This window comes from Nocardioides ungokensis, assembly GCF_013466985.1.
GTDB lineage: Bacteria > Actinomycetota > Actinomycetes > Propionibacteriales > Nocardioidaceae > Nocardioides > Nocardioides ungokensis.
This window is the reverse complement of sequence record NZ_CP059164.1, coordinates 1611922-1630673: the sequence shown is the minus strand read 5'-3', so window position 1 is coordinate 1630673 and position 18752 is coordinate 1611922. Positions and strand designations below refer to the sequence as shown.

General features: G+C 72.3%; 23 protein-coding genes and 5 pseudogenes. 5 read left to right on the top strand and 23 right to left on the bottom strand.

Features of this window, described 5'->3' with window-relative positions:
- The first annotated feature begins 66 nt into the window (after positions 1–66).
- The 5 genes from H0S67_RS08045 (at position 67) to H0S67_RS24715 (ending at position 3700) form a co-directional block, all read left to right on the top strand.
- Complete coding sequence (locus H0S67_RS08045; RefSeq protein WP_180936165.1) at positions 67–1233, top strand: sensor histidine kinase; 1167 nt, start codon at positions 67–69, stop codon at positions 1231–1233.
- Positions 1230–1874: a response regulator gene (locus H0S67_RS08040; RefSeq protein WP_180936164.1), complete on the top strand. Its 645-nt coding sequence runs from the start codon at positions 1230–1232 to the stop codon at positions 1872–1874. Before H0S67_RS08045 ends, H0S67_RS08040 begins: the two co-directional genes overlap by 4 nt.
- A gap of 100 nt (positions 1875–1974) precedes the next feature.
- On the top strand, positions 1975–2901 hold the full coding sequence (locus tag H0S67_RS08035; protein ID WP_180936163.1) for an ABC transporter ATP-binding protein: 927 nt from the start codon (positions 1975–1977) through the stop codon (positions 2899–2901).
- Positions 2898–3383: a hypothetical protein gene (locus H0S67_RS24720; RefSeq protein ID WP_246355213.1), complete on the top strand. Its 486-nt coding sequence runs from the start codon at positions 2898–2900 to the stop codon at positions 3381–3383. Before H0S67_RS08035 ends, H0S67_RS24720 begins: the two co-directional genes overlap by 4 nt.
- The gene (locus tag H0S67_RS24715; protein WP_246355212.1) at positions 3284–3700 is read left to right on the top strand and encodes a hypothetical protein; all 417 of its coding nucleotides are present in this window, start codon (positions 3284–3286) and stop codon (positions 3698–3700) included. The genes H0S67_RS24720 and H0S67_RS24715 overlap by 100 nt, the downstream gene beginning before the upstream one ends.
- Before the next feature lie 3 nt (positions 3701–3703).
- Here the strand turns inward: H0S67_RS24715 and H0S67_RS08025 are convergent, their stop codons facing one another.
- The 23 genes and pseudogenes from H0S67_RS08025 to H0S67_RS07955 form a co-directional block, all read right to left on the bottom strand.
- Positions 3704–4498 (bottom strand): phosphatase PAP2 family protein, encoded by a 795-nt coding sequence (locus H0S67_RS08025; protein ID WP_180936162.1) that lies wholly within the window; start codon positions 4496–4498, stop codon positions 3704–3706.
- Positions 4499–4662: 164 nt separating this feature from the next.
- The gene (locus H0S67_RS27975) at positions 4663–4764 is read right to left on the bottom strand and encodes a DUF6893 family small protein (protein WP_425489900.1); all 102 of its coding nucleotides are present in this window, start codon (positions 4762–4764) and stop codon (positions 4663–4665) included.
- Positions 4761–5327: a hydrogenase maturation protease gene (locus H0S67_RS08020; protein WP_180936161.1), complete on the bottom strand. Its 567-nt coding sequence runs from the start codon at positions 5325–5327 to the stop codon at positions 4761–4763. Before H0S67_RS08020 ends, H0S67_RS27975 begins: the two co-directional genes overlap by 4 nt.
- Positions 5327–6208 carry a hypothetical protein gene (locus H0S67_RS08015; protein WP_219635568.1) on the bottom strand — a complete coding sequence of 294 codons (882 nt, stop codon included), beginning with the start codon at positions 6206–6208 and terminating at the stop codon, positions 5327–5329. Before H0S67_RS08015 ends, H0S67_RS08020 begins: the two co-directional genes overlap by 1 nt.
- 453 nt (positions 6209–6661) lie before the next feature.
- Positions 6662–7366 carry a DUF6084 family protein gene (locus H0S67_RS08010; protein ID WP_219635567.1) on the bottom strand — a complete coding sequence of 235 codons (705 nt, stop codon included), beginning with the start codon at positions 7364–7366 and terminating at the stop codon, positions 6662–6664.
- Positions 7363–7998, bottom strand: a complete 636-nt coding sequence (locus tag H0S67_RS08005) for a DUF5947 family protein (RefSeq protein ID WP_180936160.1) — start codon at positions 7996–7998, stop codon at positions 7363–7365. Before H0S67_RS08005 ends, H0S67_RS08010 begins: the two co-directional genes overlap by 4 nt.
- Positions 7995–8870: a NifU family protein gene (locus H0S67_RS08000; protein ID WP_180936159.1), complete on the bottom strand. Its 876-nt coding sequence runs from the start codon at positions 8868–8870 to the stop codon at positions 7995–7997. Before H0S67_RS08000 ends, H0S67_RS08005 begins: the two co-directional genes overlap by 4 nt.
- Entirely contained in the window at positions 8848–9105 is a 258-nt protein-coding gene (locus tag H0S67_RS27970) for a GTP-binding protein (protein ID WP_425489899.1), read from the bottom strand. The genes H0S67_RS08000 and H0S67_RS27970 overlap by 23 nt, the downstream gene beginning before the upstream one ends.
- A gap of 70 nt (positions 9106–9175) precedes the next feature.
- Positions 9176–9622, bottom strand: a pseudogene (hypB, locus tag H0S67_RS27965) (hydrogenase nickel incorporation protein HypB); the annotation flags it as partial.
- Between the two features lie 367 nt (positions 9623–9989).
- A pseudogene (locus tag H0S67_RS27960) lies at positions 9990–10325 on the bottom strand (nickel-dependent hydrogenase large subunit); the annotation flags it as partial.
- Between the two features lie 367 nt (positions 10326–10692).
- Positions 10693–10830 carry a hypothetical protein gene (locus tag H0S67_RS23325; RefSeq protein WP_219635565.1) on the bottom strand — a complete coding sequence of 46 codons (138 nt, stop codon included), beginning with the start codon at positions 10828–10830 and terminating at the stop codon, positions 10693–10695.
- Positions 10821–11069, bottom strand: coding sequence for a hypothetical protein (locus H0S67_RS24710; RefSeq protein WP_246355211.1), 249 nt, complete (start codon positions 11067–11069; stop codon positions 10821–10823). Before H0S67_RS24710 ends, H0S67_RS23325 begins: the two co-directional genes overlap by 10 nt.
- Positions 11018–11350 carry a hypothetical protein gene (locus H0S67_RS24705; RefSeq protein ID WP_246355210.1) on the bottom strand — a complete coding sequence of 111 codons (333 nt, stop codon included), beginning with the start codon at positions 11348–11350 and terminating at the stop codon, positions 11018–11020. Before H0S67_RS24705 ends, H0S67_RS24710 begins: the two co-directional genes overlap by 52 nt.
- A 106-nt stretch (positions 11351–11456) precedes the next feature.
- Positions 11457–11519 (bottom strand): annotated as a pseudogene (locus H0S67_RS27955) (nickel-dependent hydrogenase large subunit); the annotation flags it as partial.
- Complete coding sequence (locus H0S67_RS23315; protein ID WP_219635563.1) at positions 11497–11697, bottom strand: hypothetical protein; 201 nt, start codon at positions 11695–11697, stop codon at positions 11497–11499. The pseudogene H0S67_RS27955 and the gene H0S67_RS23315, both read right to left, overlap by 23 nt.
- A 235-nt stretch (positions 11698–11932) precedes the next feature.
- Positions 11933–12229, bottom strand: a pseudogene (locus H0S67_RS27950) (hypothetical protein); the annotation flags it as partial.
- A pseudogene (locus H0S67_RS27945) lies at positions 12184–12711 on the bottom strand (NADH-quinone oxidoreductase subunit B family protein); the annotation flags it as partial. The pseudogenes H0S67_RS27950 and H0S67_RS27945, both read right to left, overlap by 46 nt.
- Positions 12712–12885: 174 nt before the next feature.
- Positions 12886–13635 (bottom strand): SbcC/MukB-like Walker B domain-containing protein, encoded by a 750-nt coding sequence (locus H0S67_RS07980; protein WP_180936158.1) that lies wholly within the window; start codon positions 13633–13635, stop codon positions 12886–12888.
- Between the two features lie 27 nt (positions 13636–13662).
- Positions 13663–14835, bottom strand: a complete 1173-nt coding sequence (locus tag H0S67_RS07975; RefSeq protein ID WP_180936157.1) for a hypothetical protein — start codon at positions 14833–14835, stop codon at positions 13663–13665.
- Positions 14832–15752 carry a hypothetical protein gene (locus H0S67_RS07970; RefSeq protein WP_180936156.1) on the bottom strand — a complete coding sequence of 307 codons (921 nt, stop codon included), beginning with the start codon at positions 15750–15752 and terminating at the stop codon, positions 14832–14834. The genes H0S67_RS07975 and H0S67_RS07970 overlap by 4 nt, the downstream gene beginning before the upstream one ends.
- A 274-nt stretch (positions 15753–16026) precedes the next feature.
- A complete protein-coding gene (locus tag H0S67_RS07965) occupies positions 16027–16407 on the bottom strand; it encodes an ATP-binding protein (RefSeq protein ID WP_180936155.1) in 381 nt (126 codons plus the stop codon).
- 2 nt (positions 16408–16409) lie between these two features.
- Positions 16410–17183 carry a DUF4194 domain-containing protein gene (locus H0S67_RS07960; protein WP_180936154.1) on the bottom strand — a complete coding sequence of 258 codons (774 nt, stop codon included), beginning with the start codon at positions 17181–17183 and terminating at the stop codon, positions 16410–16412.
- Positions 17180–18673, bottom strand: coding sequence for a DUF3375 domain-containing protein (locus tag H0S67_RS07955; protein ID WP_180936153.1), 1494 nt, complete (start codon positions 18671–18673; stop codon positions 17180–17182). The genes H0S67_RS07960 and H0S67_RS07955 overlap by 4 nt, the downstream gene beginning before the upstream one ends.
- Between the last annotated feature and the right edge of the window lie 79 nt (positions 18674–18752).

Sequence of the window (18752 nt, the reverse complement as noted above, 5' to 3'; positions counted from 1 at the left end):
CGGGCCGACTCGGACTCCTACTTTCGGACGACGCCCCGCACCCACCGGCTGACGTACCTTGACCGCATGGACCGAGCCTTGCGGTTCCTCGCGGCCTACGGCGTCGACGTCCTCATCGTGCTCGTCGCGGTGGCCAGCGCGTTCGGCACAGCGGCGAGGTCGGACGCCGAGAAGCCGGACGGCGCTCAGCTCTGGTTCGAGGTGGCCGCGATCGGTCTCGTCGTGCTGGCCCTGCTGGCCCGCCGGCAGCTCCCCTTCCTGGCCCCGGCGTCGGTCTGGGTCTTCGCGCCGGCGCTCAGCTTCCTCGACGGGGAGCTGATCTCCTCCCAGCCGGGCGTGTTCCTGACCGGGATGTTCTCCGCGTTCCTGCTGGGATCCGAGCGCCGAGGACAGCTCGCCCGCCTCGGCCTGGTGCTGGTGCTGGTCGGGTCGGCCGCGGTGGTCTACAACGACCCGACGCACAGCTCGGGCGACCTCGTCTTCACCCCCGTGCTGTTCGCCGTCGCCTGGCTCGCTGGCTTCGCCCTGCGGGAGCGCAACCAGCAGGCGGCGGCCGCGGAGGAACGCGCACGGCTGGCTGAGCTCGCGCGCGAGAACGCCGCCCGGGTCGCCGTGGCCGAGGAGCGTGCGCGGATGGCCCGAGAGCTCCACGACGTCGTTGCCCACGCGATGAGCGTGATGGTGCTCCAGGTCGGAGCGGTCCGCCACCGGCTCCCGTCCGGCTCCGAGGAGGCCCGGGCGCTGCAGAACGTCGAGCGGGCCGGTCGGTCCGCCCTGGCGGAGATGCGGCGGCTGCTGGGGGCGCTGCGGGCCGGCGACGAGGATCTCGAGCTCACCCCGCATCCGGGCCTGGGCGACCTGGAGGCCCTCGCCGGGACCGTGCGCTCCGCGGGACTCGACGTGCGGGTCCACACCGACGGGCGGCCGGTCACCCTGCCGCCCTCGCTGGACCTCTCGGCCTACCGCATCGTCCAGGAAGGGCTCACCAACGCGCTCAAGCACTCCGGCGCACGCCGGGCCGACGTCACGGTCGGCTACGCGCCCGGCGAGCTCCGGCTCGAGGTGCGCGACGACGGCCCCGGCGGCTTCGCGCAGAACGGCGGGTCCGGTCACGGGCTGATCGGCATCGGCGAGCGGGTGAAGGCGTACGGCGGGGACATGTCCGCGTTCGCGGCCACCACGGGCGGTTTCGTGCTCCGCGCGTCGCTCCCGCTGGAGGACGAGTCCGCATGAGCATCCGGGTCCTCGTCGTGGACGACCAGGCGATGGTGCGGGCCGGCTTCCGGCTGCTGCTCGCGGACGAGCCCGACATCGAGGTCGTCGCCGAGGCCGGCGACGGGCTCGAGGCCGTCACCGAGGCGGCTCGCTGCGATCCCGACGTCGTCCTCATGGACATCCGGATGCCCGAGCTCGACGGGCTCGAGGCCACCCGACGGATCCTCGCCGCCGACCCGGAGAGCCGCATCCTGATCCTGACGACGTTCGACCTCGACGAGTACGTCTACCGCGCCCTCGAGGCCGGGGCCAGCGGCTTCGTCCTCAAGGACGACCCGCCGGAACAGCTGATCGCGGCCGTGCGCACAGTGGCACACGGCGACGCCCTGCTCTCCCCCGCCGTCACCCGCCGGGTGATCAAGCAGTTCACCCGCGTCCACCAGGCACCGCCACAGGCGGTCGAGACCCTGACCGAGCGCGAGATGGATGTCTTCCGCCTGATCACTCGCGGCTACTCGAACGCCGAGATCGGCCGCGCCCTGTTCATCAGCGACACCACGGTCAAGACCCACGTGACCCGGCTGCTGCAGAAGCTGGACCTGCGGGACCGGGCACAGGCGATCGTGCTGGCCCACCAAACCGGCCTCTTCGAGACCTGAGGGTCGTCCTTTGTGAGGACCCGCATCACCCGATGGTGCCCCCGAAGGCACGACCTCGCGACGACGCGAAGCACCCCCGGTCGTACCTAGCGTCGAAGACATGATCACCATCAACTCATTGACCAAGAAGTACGGCGGCAACACCGTCGTCAACGACATCACCTTCACGGCCCGCTCCGGTCGGGTCACCGGCTTCCTCGGCCCCAACGGCGCCGGCAAGTCCACGTCCATGCGCATGATGGTCGGCCTGACCACCCCCACCGAGGGGACCGCCACCATCGGGGGTCGCCGCTTCGCCGACCTGCCCAACCCCGGCCGCGAGGTCGGCGTGATGCTCGACGCCTCCGCCCAGCACGCAGGCCGCACCGGTCGCGAGATCCTGACCATCGCCCAGCAGATCATGGGCCTCCCCGCATCCCGGGTCACCGAGATGCTCGGACTGGTCAGCCTCACCGCCGACGAGGCCGACCGCCGGGTCGGCAACTACTCGCTCGGGATGCGTCAGCGCCTCGGCATCGCGGCCGCCCTGATCGGCGACCCGTCGGTGCTGATCCTGGACGAGCCGGCCAACGGCCTCGACCCGGCCGGCATCCGCTGGATGCGCGACCTGCTCCGCGACTACGCCGACCGCGGCGGGACGGTCCTGCTCTCCTCCCACCTGCTGTCCGAGGTCGAGATCATCGCCGACGACATCGTGATGATCGGGCAGGGCCGCATCGTCTGCCAGGGCTCCAAGGCCGAGCTGCTCCAGGCCGCCGGCACCGTCGTACGCGCGGCGGACGTCGACGTCCTCCGGCGAGCCCTGTCGACCGCAGGCATCCAGGCCACCGCGTCCGAGGACGGGTCGCTCCGCACCGATGCGGACCCCGCCCAGGTCGGACGCGCGGCGTACGACGGCGGGGCTGTGCTCACCGAGCTCCGCACCGCCGACAGCGGCGGGCTCGAGGAGATGTTCCTCGAGCTGACCGCCGACACCTCACGAGACTCCGCTCCCCGGAAGTCCAGCACAGAGAGGACAGCGGCATGACCGCCACCGCCACCACCGCCGTCGACCACGCCCGCACCAGCCGGCGTACCGACGCCATCCCGCTCAGCCGCGTGGTTCGCGTCGAGCTGCGCAAGATGTTCGACACCCGCTCGGGCTTCTGGCTGATCGCGAGCATCGGGATCACCGGCCTCATCGCCACGGTCGCGACCGTCGCGTTCGCGCCGGACGACCAGCTCACCTACTACACCTTCGCCAAGGCGGTCGGCTACCCGATCACCGTGATCCTGCCGATGGTCGCGCTGCTGGCCATCACCAGCGAGTGGAGCCAGCGCACCGGGCTGACGACGTTCACCTACGTCTCCCGCCGGCGCGCGTGGTGTGGGCCAAGACCCTGTCGTCGGTCGTCGTGGCGATCGCCTCGATGCTCTTCGCCTTCGCCGCCGGCGCGGTCGGGAACGTCGTCGGCAGCCGCATCGCCGGCGTCCCGACGGTCTGGGACCTCTCGCTCGGTCACGCCCTGACGATCGTGCTGGGGAACCTGGTCTCGCTGTCGATCGGGACCATGCTCGGGATGGTGCTGCGCAGCTCGGCCGGCGGCCTGGTCATGTACTTCGTGCTGGTCCTCCTCGTGCCCAACCTCTCGGCCCTCCTGGCCACGAGCCAGCACTGGTACAAGGAGCTGCAGCCGTGGGTGGACCTGCCCTACGCGCAGAGCTACCTCTTCGAGGGGATGCAGACCGGCGCCCAGTGGGCACACGTCGTCACCAGCGTGACGCTCTGGATCGTGCTCCCGGGGATCTACGGACTGCGCCGGGTGATGCACTCGGAGGTGCACTAGCGATCATGTCCGCGTCGAGGCCCTGTCGTCCCCCGGGACGGCAGGGCCCGCTGCCTGTCCGGAGGTGCGCCGATGCCGCCACACGGGCAGGGCGCCGGTCACCCAGGTTGCGGCCAGCCCCAGGGCGACCCCCGTGAAGACGTCGACCACGTAGTGGTTGGCGGTCGCGACCACGACGCATCCCGTCATCACCGGATAGAGCCACAACAGCCACCGGAGCGCCCGCCTGGAAACCAGGGCAGCCCCGACGACGGCGACCCAGGTGGCCCAGGCCAGGTGCAGGGACGGCAGCGCGCCGTACTGGTCGGCCGACGGGGCGTTGGGGGTGCCGAACACAGCGGTCACCGAGTCGAAGAAGCCGGCGTGGGGCAGCAGCCGCGGCGGTGCCGTGGGGAGCGCGTAGACGATGAGTCCGACGACGTTGGTGAGCACGAGCGCGTTGCGCGCACGTGGGTAGGCCGCCGGACGCCAGATGTAGAGGGCCGCGAGCACCGACAGGGCCGCCGTCAGGTGGATGAACTGGTAGTAGCCGGCCGCGAGGTCCGCCAGGTCGTGGTGGCCGGTCAGCCAGTCGTTGCTGATCCGCTCGACCTGCACGTGCAGGCCGGCCTCGGCGTGCAGGATCGCCCGGCCGTGGGCGAGGGCGACCGCCTCGCGCACCGACGCGAAGCGCCGCACCCAGTCGTAGCCGACGAGCAGCATGGCGAGCACGGCGAACTCGCCCACCAGCCGTGGCCGCACCCGCGCCGGCGGGCCCCCGCTCTCGGCCAGGGGTACGGCCCGGGGCACGACGGTCATGGGCGCTCCGATCGGTCCGCCGGCCGTCTGGGCGGCCGTGGGAGGGCAATCGGGGCAGCGACGTCGAGCGCCTTGGCGAGGTCCACCTGATCAAGGCTAGGCGCCGCCGCCGACCAACCGCATCGATAGTCTTCGGGATCTCCGCCGCAGGGCGGCGGCTCGGGCTACATCCGGCGGATCGCCAGGTAGCGTTTGATGTCGGGCATCGACACGACAACCACCGCTGCCGCGCCGGCTCCGACGAGCAGCAGGAACAGCTTCCTCACGTCGTCACCTCCTCGTCGCTCTCACGCCTGGTCCCGGCGCCGGGGTCCGTGGTCGACCGCAGCCGGTCCAGCTCCTCCTCGACGAGCCGCATCACCAGCTCCGCGGCGGGCTCGACCGCCGCACGGACCGCCTCGGTCAGGCCGATGCCCTCCTCGAGCGATCCCGGCTGGCAGCCGACCACCACGATCCGGCCCACCGAGCCGCCCAGCGTGGGCACCAGGGACATCACCCCGCCCGGGGACAGGTCGTGGGCGTCGAGCATCACCTCGGGCAGCAGGTCGGCGCCGGGGTCCCGCGCCGGCAGCTCGGGCTCGATGACGTACAGGGTCCCGGCCGGCCCGGGCTGGTGGGCCACCGTGTCGACCAGCACCAGCACGTCGTACCCGCCGAGCAGCTCGTAGACCAGGTGCACCGAGCGGATCCCGAAATCCTCGACCCGCACCTCCTCCGACCGGGCCCGGCCGCCCGGTGCCCGGCTCCTGAGGGCGGCCGCGACCTCGGTGCCGAAGCCGTCGTCGCCCAGGAAGATGTTGCCCACGCAGGCCACGAGCACGCGCGCCATCAGCCGCTCACCTCCGGGAACGCCTCCACCTCGTCGGGCGCGAAGTAGAGGAACCGGCCGTGCGCGGCCTTCAGGTCCGCACCGGGGTCGTCGTCGACGGTGACGGCCAGGTGGAGGTTGCCGTCGACGTCGTGGAGCACCGCGGCGACGGTGGCCTCGCGGCCGGCGAGGAACAGGTCGTGGGCGTCCGCGCGCCGGGACCCGGGCCGCAGCAGGACGCGGCTGCCACGGCGGACGTCGACGGTCCCGATGCGGACCGCGTCGGTCTCGGGGTCGACCGAGCCGTCCGAGCCCGGGTCCCACCAGGGCGCGTCCGGGGGCACGGGACCGGCACGGGGACCGGGTCCGCCGGTCATCGCGTCGACGTAGCGCACGGTCCCGTGCAGCCGCTCCCACAGCTCGGGAGGCATGTCGTCGACCTCGCGCAGCAGCGCCGCGGTCCTCCTGTCAGTGCCGCGGACCTCGCGCTTCTCGTCCTCCGACAGGGTCATCGTCCGCAGGCTGAGCAGCTCGTCGATCTCGAGGCCGTCGAAGAACGACGTCTCGCTCTGCGGGGCCAGCTCGGGGTGGTCGTAGAGGATGATCGGCGACCCCAGCACGACGTGCGCCTGGCCGGGCGGCCCGGCCAGCACCGGGAACAGCCCCTCGTGGACGCACTCCCCCACGAATCCCGACGCCCACTCCGGCGGCTCGAGCTGGGAGACGAACGACGCGTCGGGGCTCTCGAGGAGCACGTGGCACGCGACCAGGGCGCGGCGCAGCCACGCCGGCCGGTCGGCGGCCGGCACCTCGGGCGGTCCCGTGTCGTTCGCGACCCGGACGGACAGCAGGGTCACGGGGTACGGCGACACCGGGCGCTCGGCCGAGACCGTGACCCGCACCCGTAGCGGCGCACACACGCGGACCAGCCGCCCCGCGCCACCCGGCAGGTCCTCGGTCGTCGTCCCGCGCGGGCACCTCGATCGTCGTCGCCAGGCCCGCGGGCAGGGGCACGTCGAGCACGACCTCCCGCTCGCGTGCCTCGTCCCAGGGGACGTACGCCGCGTCGCCCACCTCCAGCCGGTCGACCCGCTCGCCGCCCGGGGTCTCGACGTACCGCTGCTGGACCTGCAGGAACCGCACCGTCAGCCGCAGCGAGGGGTCGCGCCCGTCCAGCACGGCGCCGGTGCGGCAGGACGCGCGCTCGGACGGATCCACGGCCACGACGTCCTCGGGCATCAGGACGCCCCACTGCCACCGCATCTGGTTCTTGGCCGACGAGGCCCGGTAGGGGTAGAGCACGTAGCCCTCGTAGAGCAGCGCGTCGGCGACCGCGCGCGCGGAGTCGACGGCGGTCATGGCCCCGGCCCGTCGGGGGCGCCCTCGAGGAGCCGGGAGAGCACGTCGTCCCAGCCGAGCATGCCGTGGCGGCCGCGGTACTCGGAGAGCCGGTCGTGGGTCTCCCGCGACACCCGCAGCCACGCCTGGTCGGGGAAGTGGGCGTCCATCGCCTCGCGCCAGACCGCGACCGGGAGCCGCGCCGTGGCCTCCTTGTGCCAGGGCACCGGCTCGACCGCGATCGAGCCCGCCCCCCGGTCCGTCACCCGGGCAGTGAACACCTGGCCGCTGAACAGCAGCAGCAGCGGCACCTCGCCCTCCTCGAGCCCGGCGAGGAACTTGTGCGCCGCGACCTCCACGTCGTAGCTGACCGGGAGCGCGAGGTCGAAGGTGCAGCCGCCGGTGAAGCCGGGCAGCACCTGCGCCAGGAACGCGAGCTGCAGCGGCTGCATGGTCGCGCCCCATCGCGGGCGGTCGCCGAACAGGTCGACGACCCGCGCGGCCTCGCGGTCGTTGTAGTGCCGGCGCAGCGGCTCGATCCGCACCTGGCAGCGCAGCGCGACCGCGTGGACGCGGACGCCGGACCGCTCCTCGGCCCGCATCCGCAGCACGACGGTGGGCCCCGCCGCGTAGCGGTCCGCGACCACGTCGGTGCAGGTGAAGTCGAGGTCGGCCACCGGCCCCCGCTCGACGGTCTCGACCCCCGTCCCGGCGCCGGTCACCGGACACCGTCCCGCTGCACGGGGACGGCGCGTGCCTCCAGAGCCGTGAAGTACGCGTCGATGTCGCGCCAGACCTCCGGGCCGCCACCGAGGCCGGTCCAGGACCGCCGGACGATGCCCACCAGCTCGTAGCAGTGGTCGATCGGCACCAGGTGGCAAGAGAACTCCCCGTCGCGCCGGCGCAGCAGCGCCGCCTCGACGTCGCTGTGCAGACTGCCCAGCACCGGGTTCTCCCGGATCACGTCCACCCAGGCGCGCAGGTCGAGCAGGGACTCGGTGGCGCCGGCCGGGCCGGGGTAGAACGCGAGCGGTTGCTCGGCCCCTGTCTGCTCGAAGAAGAAGGCCAAGTCCACGGGGATCCGCAGCGCGTCCCAGCGTGTCTCGTCCAGGACCAGGTCCACGACCCGGCGGACCTCCTCGCCCACGCCCCGGTAGCGACCGCCGCCGGCTCCCTGGGGTGCGAACAGGAGGTAGCACGGCCGGCACACGCAGAGCAGCCGGTGCTGGTCGAGGTCGGCGATGTGTCCGTGCCGCTCGCCGATGCCCGCCGCGCAGAAGTCGCAGCGCTCCTCCGGCGTTGGCGGCGCGGGCCGCGGGGCGCTGATCCGGCGCAGGGAGCCGAGCCCGCTCACGGGTGCACCACCCCTGCCGGGGCGGCCGTCGGCAGCGACACCTTCCAGGCCCCGTGCTCGGGCAGCAGCGGCAGCGGGGTGAGGTGCTCGTGGGCGCCGGCCCCGTCGCCGTCGGCCAGGGCTCGCCCGGCCAGCCGGACGTCGTACGCGTGCCCGCTCGGGCAGGTCACCCGGTCCCCGGTCAGCGTCCCCTCCGACAGCGCCGTCAGGCACGCCGGGCACCGGTCGAGGTAGGCGACCAGGGTTCCGTCGAGGTTGGCGACCAGTAACGCGCGGCCGGCGACGTCCACGGCGCTCATCGTGCGCGGCGGCACGTCCAGCTGCACGTGGGCCCAGCCCGACGCGTCCGGCTCGACGTGCGGCCGGAACGGCGCGATCTGCAGCAGTGACGGCCCGGTTTCGACCATCCCTTCGGCCTCGACGGCGACGACGTCCGGCGCGGCCACCAGGATGGCGTCCTCGATGGCGCTGCGCACGGTGAGCGAGGAGGACGGGCACCCGTCGCAGCTGCCCTCGAGCCGCAGGTGGACCACCCCGCGCTCGTCGACCCCCGACAGCGTGACCCCGCCGGCGTGCGAGCCGAGGTAGGGGCGGACTCGCTCGAGCGCCTGCTGGACCCGGGTGTCCACGTCGTCGGGGTGCAGGTCGTGGAGGACGAGGAGGTTGCCGACCACCTCGTCGTCGGCCAGCCGGCGCAGCGTCGCCTCGTCGAGGGAGTCGACCACGCGGCCGAGCCCCTCGCCGTACAGCGCCATCACGCACTGCACCAGGTCCTCCACGCGCTCCAGCGCCGGCGCGGGCACGCTCTGGCGCAGCTCGTCGAGCAGGGTGTCGATGCGCTCGCTCACCTCACGGACCGACAGCGGCTCCATGGGGCTCTCCTTCCTCACGGCGCTCTGCGGCCGCGCGCTCCTCGTGGTGGACGGTGAGCGAGCCGAGCCAGGCGTACCAGTCCTGGACGTGCTCCCCCGTGCGGACCGACAGCGGCAGTACGGCCACGTCCCGGTTGAGGCTCCGGGCCTGGTCCCGCAGGCGGTCCAGGTCGAAGTCGACGTGGGGCAGGAGGTCGATCTTGTTGACCACGACGAGGTCGGCGGCCGCGAACATGGTGGGGTACTTCAGCGGCTTGTCGTCGCCCTCGTGACCGAGATGACCACGACCCGCGCGTGCTCCCCACGTCGAAGAGAGCCGGGCACACCAGGTTGCCGACGTTCTCGACGAAGAGCAGCGAGCCCGGCACCGGGTCCAGCGCGTGCAGCGAGCGCCCGACCATGTCGGCGTCGAGGTGGCAGCCCGATCCGGTGTTGACCTGGACGGCGCGGGCGCCGGCGCGCTCGATGCGATCCGCGTCGAAGGACGTCTCCTGGTCCCCCTCGACGACGTAGACCGGTCGGCCGTCGCCGAGCTCGGCGACGGTGCGCTCCAGCAGGGAGGTCTTGCCCGACCCGGGAGAGCTCATCAGGTTGACGGCCGTGATCCGGCGTACGTCGAGGAAGGCCCGGACGTGCTCGGCCAGGTGGTCGTTCTTGGCCAGCAGGCGCTCCTCGAGGACCAGCGTCTCGTGCTCGTGGCCGTGCGGGTGCGGGTGCGGGTGAGGGTGCTCGTGCGCGCCGGGGAGCGACACGCGCGCGTCGTCGGCGCCGCAGCCGCAGGTCAGCACATGGGGCCTCCCGCAGCAGCTCGACGTGCGAGAGGTCCAGCTCGTCGCCGGCGGTCCGCTCGACCACCAGCGTGGCGCCCTCGAGCGGCCCGCCCGCGGTGACGACGTCGAAGGAGAACTCCATCGCCTCGGCGACCACCCCGACAGCTCCCCCACCCGCAGGTGGACCGCGACGACCCGGCGTCCCGCCGTGCGGTCCGCGACCAGGTCGACGAGGCTCTGGGTGAGGGCGAGCTCGTGCACGTCGGACCTCAGTAGGGCTTGACCGGCATCGAGGGGTGTGGAGTTGCTCGACGACGTTCCCGCCGCCGGTGTACATGTGCACGCCGCAGGGCAGGCACGGGTCGAAGCTGCGCACCGCGCGCATGATGTCGATGCCCTTGAAGGTGTCGGGCGGGTTCTCCTCGAAGATCGGGGTGTTCTGTACGGCGTCCTCGTAGGGGCCCGGGGTGCCGTAGGTGTCCCGCACGCTGCCGTTCCACGGGGTCGGCGGGTAGGGGTGGTAGTTCGCGATCTTCCCGTCCCGGATCACCATGTGGTGGCTGAGCACGCCGCGCACCGCCTCGGTGAAGCCCACGGAGACCGCTGTGTCCGGCACCTCGAACGACGTCCACGTGTCGGTGCGGCCCGCCCGGACCTCCGCGAGCGCCTTGTCGGTGAAGTGCAGCGCCAGGGCCGCGGCGTACCGCCTGGAAGTAGGTGCGGGCCCGGTTGCGCTCGATCGCGTTGCTCCACTTCGGCACCTTCCACTCGAAGGTGACCTCGGGCAGCAGCGCGGTGCGAGGCAGGTTGATGACCACGCTGTTCCCGGTGGCCTTCACGTAGCCGCAGTCGACGAGGCCGCTCAGCGCCGTCGACCACAGCCGCGCGATCGGCCCGCCTCCGGTGTCGAGGGCGAGGTGGTCGGTCCCGTCGAACCACCGCGGGGACATGGTCCAGGAGTACTTGTCGTCGAAGTCCCGCTTGGCCGCTTGGGGATCGTGTGCTGGTTCCAGGGGTGCCGCGCGTCACCGGGTTGCCGAGCGGGTCCCGGGTCACGAAGGTCTCCCGGCCGCTGGCCACCCAGTCCTCGTAGTAGGAGTGCCCAGCAGGATCCGGATGCCGAGGTTGATGTCCACCAGGTCGTTGGTGACGAGCGTGCCGTCGACGACCACGCCGGGGGTCACGAACATCCGCTTCCCCACTCCGACATGGTCTGGTAGCGGAAGTCGCAGTACGCCGGGTCGTTCAGGCTGCCCCAGCAGCCGAGCAGGATCCGCCGCTCGCCGACGTGCTCGTAGCCGGGCAGTGCCTCGTAGAAGAAGTCGAAGAGGTCGTCGTGCAGGGGCACGACCTTCTTCATGAACTCCACGTAGCGCATCAGCCGGGTGAGGTAGTCGGTGAACAGCTGGATGGTCGCCGTCGTGCCCACGCCGCCCGGGTAGAGCGTCGAGGGGTGCACGTGCCGCCCTCCATGAGGCAGAACATCTCGCGGGTGTAGCGACTGACGTGCAGAGCCTCGCGGTAGAAATCGCCCTCGAGCGGGTGAGGGCGCGCATGATGTCGCCCGATGGTGCGGTAGCCGTGGATGCCGGCGTTCGGCGCCTCGGTGGTGTTGGCCCGCTCCAGCACGCCGGGGTTGGTCTCCTTGACCATCCGCTCGCAGTAGTCCCACCCCGACCAGGTTCTCTGGAAGATGTTGTGGTCGAACATGTACTCCGCGGCCTCGCCGAGGTTGATGATCCACTCCCCCAGGTGCGGCGGGGGCGATGCCGTAGGCCATGTTCTGGTTGTAGACCGAGCAGGTCGCGTGGTTGTCGCCGCAGATGCCGCAGATCCGGCTGGTGATGAAGTGCGCGTCACGCGGGTCCTTGCCCTGCATGAAGAGGCGTAGCCGCGGAAGATCGACGACGTGCTGTGCACTCGCGGACCTCCTTCTGCTTGAAGTCGATCGAGGCGTAGATGCCCAGGCTGCCGACGATGCGGGTCACCGGGTCCCACGACATCTCGACGACGTCGGTGTCCGTGGAGGACGTCTTGCGGGGTTCGGTCATGGTCATCGCGATCCGCTCCTCACCAGGTCTTCTGGAAGCCCGTCTTGAGCTCGCGGCCCCGGGTCCGCCAGCGGGGCTCCTTGTCGAGGGTGGCCTGCGTCAGGCCGCGCAGCCGCTTGACCGCCATCCCGTAGACGGCGCTGCCCTTCGAGGAGAGCTTCGCGCCGGGCGGCTCGTCCATGAACGGCATGAACTTGTCGGGGAAGCCGGGCATGGTGCAGCCGATGCAGATGCCGCCGACGTTGGGGCAGCCGCCGACGCCGTTGATCCAGCCCCGCTTCGGGACGTTGCACTTGACCACGGGACCCCAGCAGCCGAGCTTGACGATGCACTTCTCCGAGCCGTACTCGGTGGCGAAGTCACCCTGCTCGTAGTAGCCGCCCGGTCGCAGCCCTCGTGCACGGTGGCGCCGAAGAGCCAGCGAGGCCGCAGCGCCTCGTCCAGCGGGATCATCGGGGCCTGGCCCGCGACCTGGTAGAGCAGGTAGGTGATCGTCTCCGAGAGGTTGTCGGGGTGGATCGGGCAGCCGGGCACGCACACGATCGGCAGCCCGGCCTTGGACTTCCAGTCCCAGCCGAGGTAGTCGGGCACGCCCATCGCGCCGGTCGGGTTGCCGGACATCGCGTGGATCCCGCCGTACGTCGCGCAGGTGCCGACCGCGATCACGGCCGTCGCACGCGGAGCCAGCCGGTCGAGCCACTCCGAGGTGGTCATCGGCTGCCCGGTCAGCGGGTTGTTGCCGAAGCCGCACCAGTAGCCCTCGTCCTTGATCGCCTCGTTGGGGATCGACCCCTCGACGACCAGCACGAAGGGCTCGAGCTCGCCGCGGTCGGCCTTGTGCCACCACTCGATGAAGTTGTCGGCACCCTGCTCGGGCCCGCACTCGAAGTCGATCAGCGGCCAGTGCACGGCGATCTTCGGCAGCCCCGGCAGGGCACCGAGCACGATCTCCTCGATGCTCGGCTGGGTCGCCGCCGTCAGCGCGACCGAGTCGCCGTCGCAGCTGAGGCCACCGTTCATCCAGAGGATGTGGACCACACCCTCGTCCGCCTGCGTCTGGGGCTCTGCCACGCTCGTCATCTGCCCACCGCCCTTGCACGTGTCCCCGGGTCACGGCCATGTGGCCCCACCGGTCATCGTGCGCACAACCCGGTCCACGGGTCAGCCGTCAGGGTCGACCCAGTTTCGCGGCAGTCAGGGAGTCGGGGACTCCGCGATCTCCGCCGTCCCGCGTTCGGCGTCGGTGATCCGGTGGATCGAGGCCAGGTGGGTCTCGGTGTGCTTGGTGATCAGCAGCAGCTCGTCCATGTGCGGCTCGAGGCCGGTCACCTTGTCCAGCGGCACTCCGATGATCAGCTGGAAGCCCAGCCCCTTCCACGCCCGTACGGCGCGGCCCGCGAACTCCGAGTCCGCCTTGACGAAGCCCTCGTCCAGGAAGACCGGTGCGAACCGGGGCCGCGAGCGCATCTCGTCGCCGAGCCGGAACCGCAGGGCCGAGCCGACGATGAAGGCCACCAGCTCCTGGCTCTCCCCGCCGCTCTTCTCCCCCAGCGTCCGGTAGGTCGCCTTCAGCTCGCCGCTGAGCCGGTCGTAGCGCTCGGCGCTGATCTCCACGTGACGGCGTACGTCGAGCAGCCGGTCCCGCTCGGAGCCGCGGTCACCGTCGTAGACGTGCTCGGGCCGGCGGAGCTGGTCCATGAAGCGACGCAGCTGCGCGAAGCGCGCCTCCATCTGCTCCTCGTCGAGGTCCCGGGTGGTGCCGCGGGACAGCTCGCGCAGGTCGCGGACGAACACCTGCACGTGCGCCGGCGCGAGCCGCCGCAACCGGATCCGGAGACGGTCCTTCTCGGCGCCGAACTCCAGCCGCCGCAGGATGGCGTTGATCGGCTCGAGCCGGTCCTCGATCTCCTCCACCGACGCCGACATGGCACCGGCGAGCGGCACCAGGTCCTGTCCGTCCGCTCCACTCGGTCAGCCGGCGGCGCCACTCCGAGCGGCGCTGCGCCAGGCCGGTGGCCTCGATGTCGGTGAGGATCCGCGCGAAGTCGGGGTAGGAGTCGGCGCCGGTGCCGAGGTTCGGGTCCTCCCACTGGAGCTGGTAGGCCCGGAAGATGCCGGCCAGCTCCCGGTCGGCGTGCTCGACCTCGACCTGGGGGCGGAGACGGCGGCGTTCAGCCGGGCCTGGAGGCGTCCGGCGTTCTCGTGGAACCGGGCCAGGTCGGCGGGGTCGTCCGGTGCGGCCGCGGCGGCGAACTCCTCGTCGAGCCGCGACGCCTGCTCGTCGTCGAGGACCACGCGCCCGGCCCGCTCGATCCGCTCGAGCTCGTCGGTGACCTGGTCCTCGTCCTCGACCAGCTCACCGTGCTCGGCGTCGAGCCGGGCCTTCTCCTCGCCGAGCTGGTAGCGGTGGCGGCGAGCCTCCTCCAGCTGTGCCTCGAGCGCGCCGATGTGCTGCTCGAGCGTGTTGAGCCGGTCGTCCGCGGACAGGATCTCGTCGCGTCGCCGCTCGAGGTCCGCGATCCGGGCGTCACAGGAGGCCACGTCGAGGTCGTCGAAGCCGTGGCTGCGGACCGCGTCGTACGCCGCCCGGCGCTGGTCGAGCAGCCGGGTCGCGATCTCGACCTCCTGGAGCCGTTCGTCGAGACCGGTCAGCGACTCCTCGATGCCGTCGAGCTCCTCGTCGATCTCGGCGAGCGAGTCGGCGTTGCTGAAGCCGATGATGTTGCGGCGCTCGCCGCGCCCGTGCGAGCCGCGCCGCCCGGAGCGGGTCTGCCCGGCCAGCGTGACCCGGAAGCCACCCCCGGCGAGCCCGTCGGCCGACTCCACGCAGAGCGCGTTGCGCGCGGGCTCCGCCACGTGCTTCTGCACCCAGCCGCGGAACGGCGAGTCCTGGAAGAGCAGCTTGCCGGCGACGTGGTCCCGGTCGGGGGCTGCGGGCGCGGGCAGGTCGAGCTCGGCCCCCGAGAAGGTCAGGCGCCCGCGCAGCCGGAGCGAGTCGATCGCCGCCGAGAAGTCCTCGAGCCGGTCGGCCGGCACGAGCATCAGCCGGGCACTGGAGCCCAGCACGGTCTCGATCGCCAGGCGCCAGCGCGACTCCTCGGGCGCGACGTCGACCAGCTCCGCGACGAACGGCAGGTCCGTCACCGGCAGCCCGCTGGCCCTCGCCACCTCGCTGCGCAGCGCGTGCAGCTGCTCGGGGACCGGCCGGACCGTCCCTCCAGCGAGGCGCGTTCGTTCTCCAGCTCCTTGCGGCGGGCCAGCAGCGGGTAGCGCGAGCCCATGACCTCGTCGCGCCGGGCGACCAGCGCCTCGGCCTCACGCGGGTGCTCCGCCAGCCAGTGCCCGGCCCGCGCGACCAGCTCGGTGAACTCCTCGCGGGACCCCAGGCCCCGCTCGTCCTCGCCGGGGCCGAAGGCCTCGAGGTCCAGCAGCGGGGCCATCCGGTCCAGGAGGCCGCCCCGCCGGCCGACCCTCTCCTCGCGCAGCACCTGCTCCCGCTCGATGTCGGCGGCGAGCCGCTCCAGGCTCGCGCCGCCGGCGGACCGGTGCTCGTCCTTGGCCGCCTCGAGGTCGGTGTCGAGCGCGGTCACGGCGCGGGCGCTCGCCTGCAGCTCGTCGGCAAGACGGGTGCGGCCCTGCCGGTTGGCCTCCACCGCGGCGCCGAGGAGCCGGGCGTGGGTGCGGAGGAGCCAGAGCCGGACCGGGGTGTCCCCCGTCGCGGCCACACCGAAGGCGTCGAGCTCCCGGGTGCTCGCCAGCGCGGCGGCCTTGCGGTCGTGCAGGTCGGTGATGGGCGCGAGGAGCTCCTGCTTCTGCTCCTCGGTCCGCATGGCGGTGTACGCCGACTCGAGGTCGTCGAAGTGCTCGACGGCGCGGTCCGCGGCGGCGAACGTCGTCGGCCGCTCGAGCACCATCTCCTTGTAGAGCTCGTCGACGCTGCGCACCTGGTTACCGGCCTGGATCCGCGAGAGCAGGCGCAGCGCCTTCGCGCCGTCGCCGTTGGCCCCGATGCCGAGCCGGGCGTGCAGGACCGCGGCGTACTCGGCGTACGTGCGATGCACCCGGACACCCGGGTAGAGCTTCTTGAGGGTGTTGGCGTGGAAGCGGTCCGGACGGCCGCCTCGAGGCTCGCCAGGTCGACCGGGGCGTCGAGCGTGGCGAGCTGCATCTGCACCTCGCTGGAGCGGGTGGCCCGGCGCGGGACGTAGTAGGTGCGCAGCGCGGTGAACCGGCGCTGCTGGTCGTTGACGAACGTCATCGCGACCGCGCCCCACGTGTCGCTGTTGCGTCCTCGCAGCAGCGACTCGACCGGTCGCCCGGTCCGCGGGTCGTCGATCACGTCGACGGCGCACGCAGGTAGGACAGCAGGTTGCGCTGCCCGGCGCTGCGGGCCCGGCCGGCGACGGCGTCGTTGGAGGCGCCGTTGAACTTGGTGTCCGATGGCATGACCAGCGCCGTGTAGGCGTCGAGCACGGTGCTCTTCCCGACGCCCGAGGCGCCGGAGATCATCGTGGCGTCACCGTGCAGGTCGACCCGGACCCGGCCGGAGAAGCCGCCCCAGTTGACCAGCTGCAGCAGCTCCGCGCGCCACTGCAGGGTGTCGTCCGAGGGCGTCGCGACCACGCCCGGGGCGAAGAGGCCCTCGCCCTCCTCCGCGGGCTCGATGCCCTCATCGTCCAGCTCGGCTTCGGGGTTGAGCTCGGTGTCGGTCGACATGCTCAGTCCTCCTCGTCGTGGCGCTGGTCGGCCTGGGTCTCGTCCCCGAACAGCGGGTCGTCCTCCGTGGCAGCTTCGGGGTCGTTGGTCCGCTGCAGGCTCACCAGCAGCTCCTTGAGCAGCTCGAGCGGCAGCAGCGGCTCGATGGCCTCGCTGATCTCGTAGCGGTCGTCGGTGGGTGCGCCGATGAGCAGCCCGGCCCGGTTGACGTTGGCCACGGCGTTGCGGGCGCGCTTCTCGTCACCGGCCACGTCCGTGGCGTGCGGCGGGCGGAAGCCGGCGACGTAGTCGACGACGTCCTCGCGGTCGACGTAGACCCGCCCCTCACCGGCAGCGGTGGCGGCCCGGAAGCGGTCGCGCAGGTGGACCAGCACGATCGTCTCCTCGCGGCTCCACGCGGCGTCGTACAGCAGGGTGGGGAACTTCTGGCCGGTCTCGGAGACGGCCTGCCGCTTCCACGCGACCTCGCGGACGGGGTCGATCTGCAGCTCGAGGAAGAGGTCGTTGAGCCGCGCCCGGATGACCCGCTCGTTCTCGGTCAGGGCCCGCCAGTCGCGCGGGTGGGTCCGCGCACTGATGAAGCGCTGCTTGAGCAGCGCGACGAGCGCACGACGCTCGGCGTACTCCAGCCCGCCCTCGTCGCCCTCGAACAGCGAGACGGAGGTGGTGGCCTCACGCTCGGGGTCGTCGGGGTCGAGCGCGGCGAACCCGTCGGGGCCGTCGGGGCCGAGCTCGTCGGGCGCGGTGCGGTCCTGCTGGTCCTGGATCGTGTTCATCGTGGTTCCTCGGTCCGGGCCGTGAGGTCGGGGTCGTCGAGCGGCACCCTCGGCACCGCGAAGGTCCGCTGCGAGCCGTCGGGTCGCAGGGCGCGGTAGCGCTCCAGCACCGTCTCCGCCGGCAGCTCGCGGTCGGCCGCGAGGTGGAGCAGGCCGAAGATCTCGACGGGGCGCCGCAGCGCGGGCTCGAGCGACTCGAACACCTCGCCCAGGGACGCTGCGGGATCCAGCGAGGCGAGCGCCTCGTCGAGCCGCTGTCGCAGGACCGAGATGGACGGCCCGCCCTGGGCCAGCACCGTGGCGAGGGACGGTGGCGCGTCGACGCTGGCGGGGGTGTCCACCAGTCGGGTCGGGGCGACGTCGTCGGCCGGGTCGTGGAAGCGCTCCCGGAAGTGCTCGACGTCCACCCGTGCCGGCAGCAGCGGCAGGTCGACGCTCGCCCGCGGGCCGGTGGTGGCCATCCAGCCCATGACCTCGGACTCGATCTGCCGCAGGGTCTGCTCCAGCTCGCGGTCGCGGACCGCGTCGTGGGCGACGATGTAGTCCTTGAGCGTCGAGGTGACCCGCGAGCGCTGCGAGAGCACCCGGTCCAGGCCGTCGCGGATCAGTCGAACCGTGCCCCGCAGCTCCGCCCGGTCGCCGTCGGCCAGGAGCCCGTCGGACACGGGGTGGTCGAGCAGCGCGCCCAGGTCGTCACGCAGCTGCGCGACCATCGCGTCGTCACGCAGCAGCGCGAACGCCCCCTCGAAGGCACGGCCCTCGGGGGTCGCCGTCATCAGCGAGTCCGCCCGGGCGAGGTAGGCGTCGATCACCTCCCCGGCCGGCCGGTCCTCGGAGCGGAACGACGCCAGGATTCCGGCCCGGATCTCGGCGAAGCGCTCCTCGACGCGCGCGAAGTCGCTGGGCAGCGCGGAGATCAGCAGCTGGAGCTCGGTGAACCCCTCCAGCATGTAGTCCTCGGACGGGGCGTCCATCTCCGCGCCGTCGACGAGTCGGTCCCGCTCCGCGCCGAGCCGGGCGATCTCGGCGTTCAGGATGGCGACGCGGGCAGACCGGTCGGGGTTGGCCTCGCTGTTGAACCGGCGCACGGTGTTGAGGATGGTCGCGATCCGGTGCTCGCTGAGCGTGGCCCGGTCGCGCGAGAGCGTCTTGACCAGCTCCAGGGCCTGCTGGGCATGGGAGGTCAGCGTGTAGACCTCCTGTCCGGCGTCGTCCAGGGCCCGGACCAGCCACTGCCCGCGCATCCATCGCTGGCAGATGTCGCGACCGCTGCCGGCGGGCAGCTCGGTCTCCCCCGCCAGGCGCAGCTGCGCGAGGTGGTCCTCGACCTGCGCGTGCAGCCGGGCGGTCGGGATCGGCTTGTTGTCGCGTCCGAAGGCGGACCGGAAGACCGCGATGACCACCGGGGCCTGCCGCTGGTGCAGCAGGGTCAGCGTCGGCTGCTCGAACGCGCGACGCACGCGCGCCAGCTCACCCGCGACCTCGCTCATCCGACCCTCCCGGCGTGTCCGCCGCCCCGTCCAGGGCACAGCGGCCAGACAGCATGCCATCGGACCCGGCGTGTCCCCT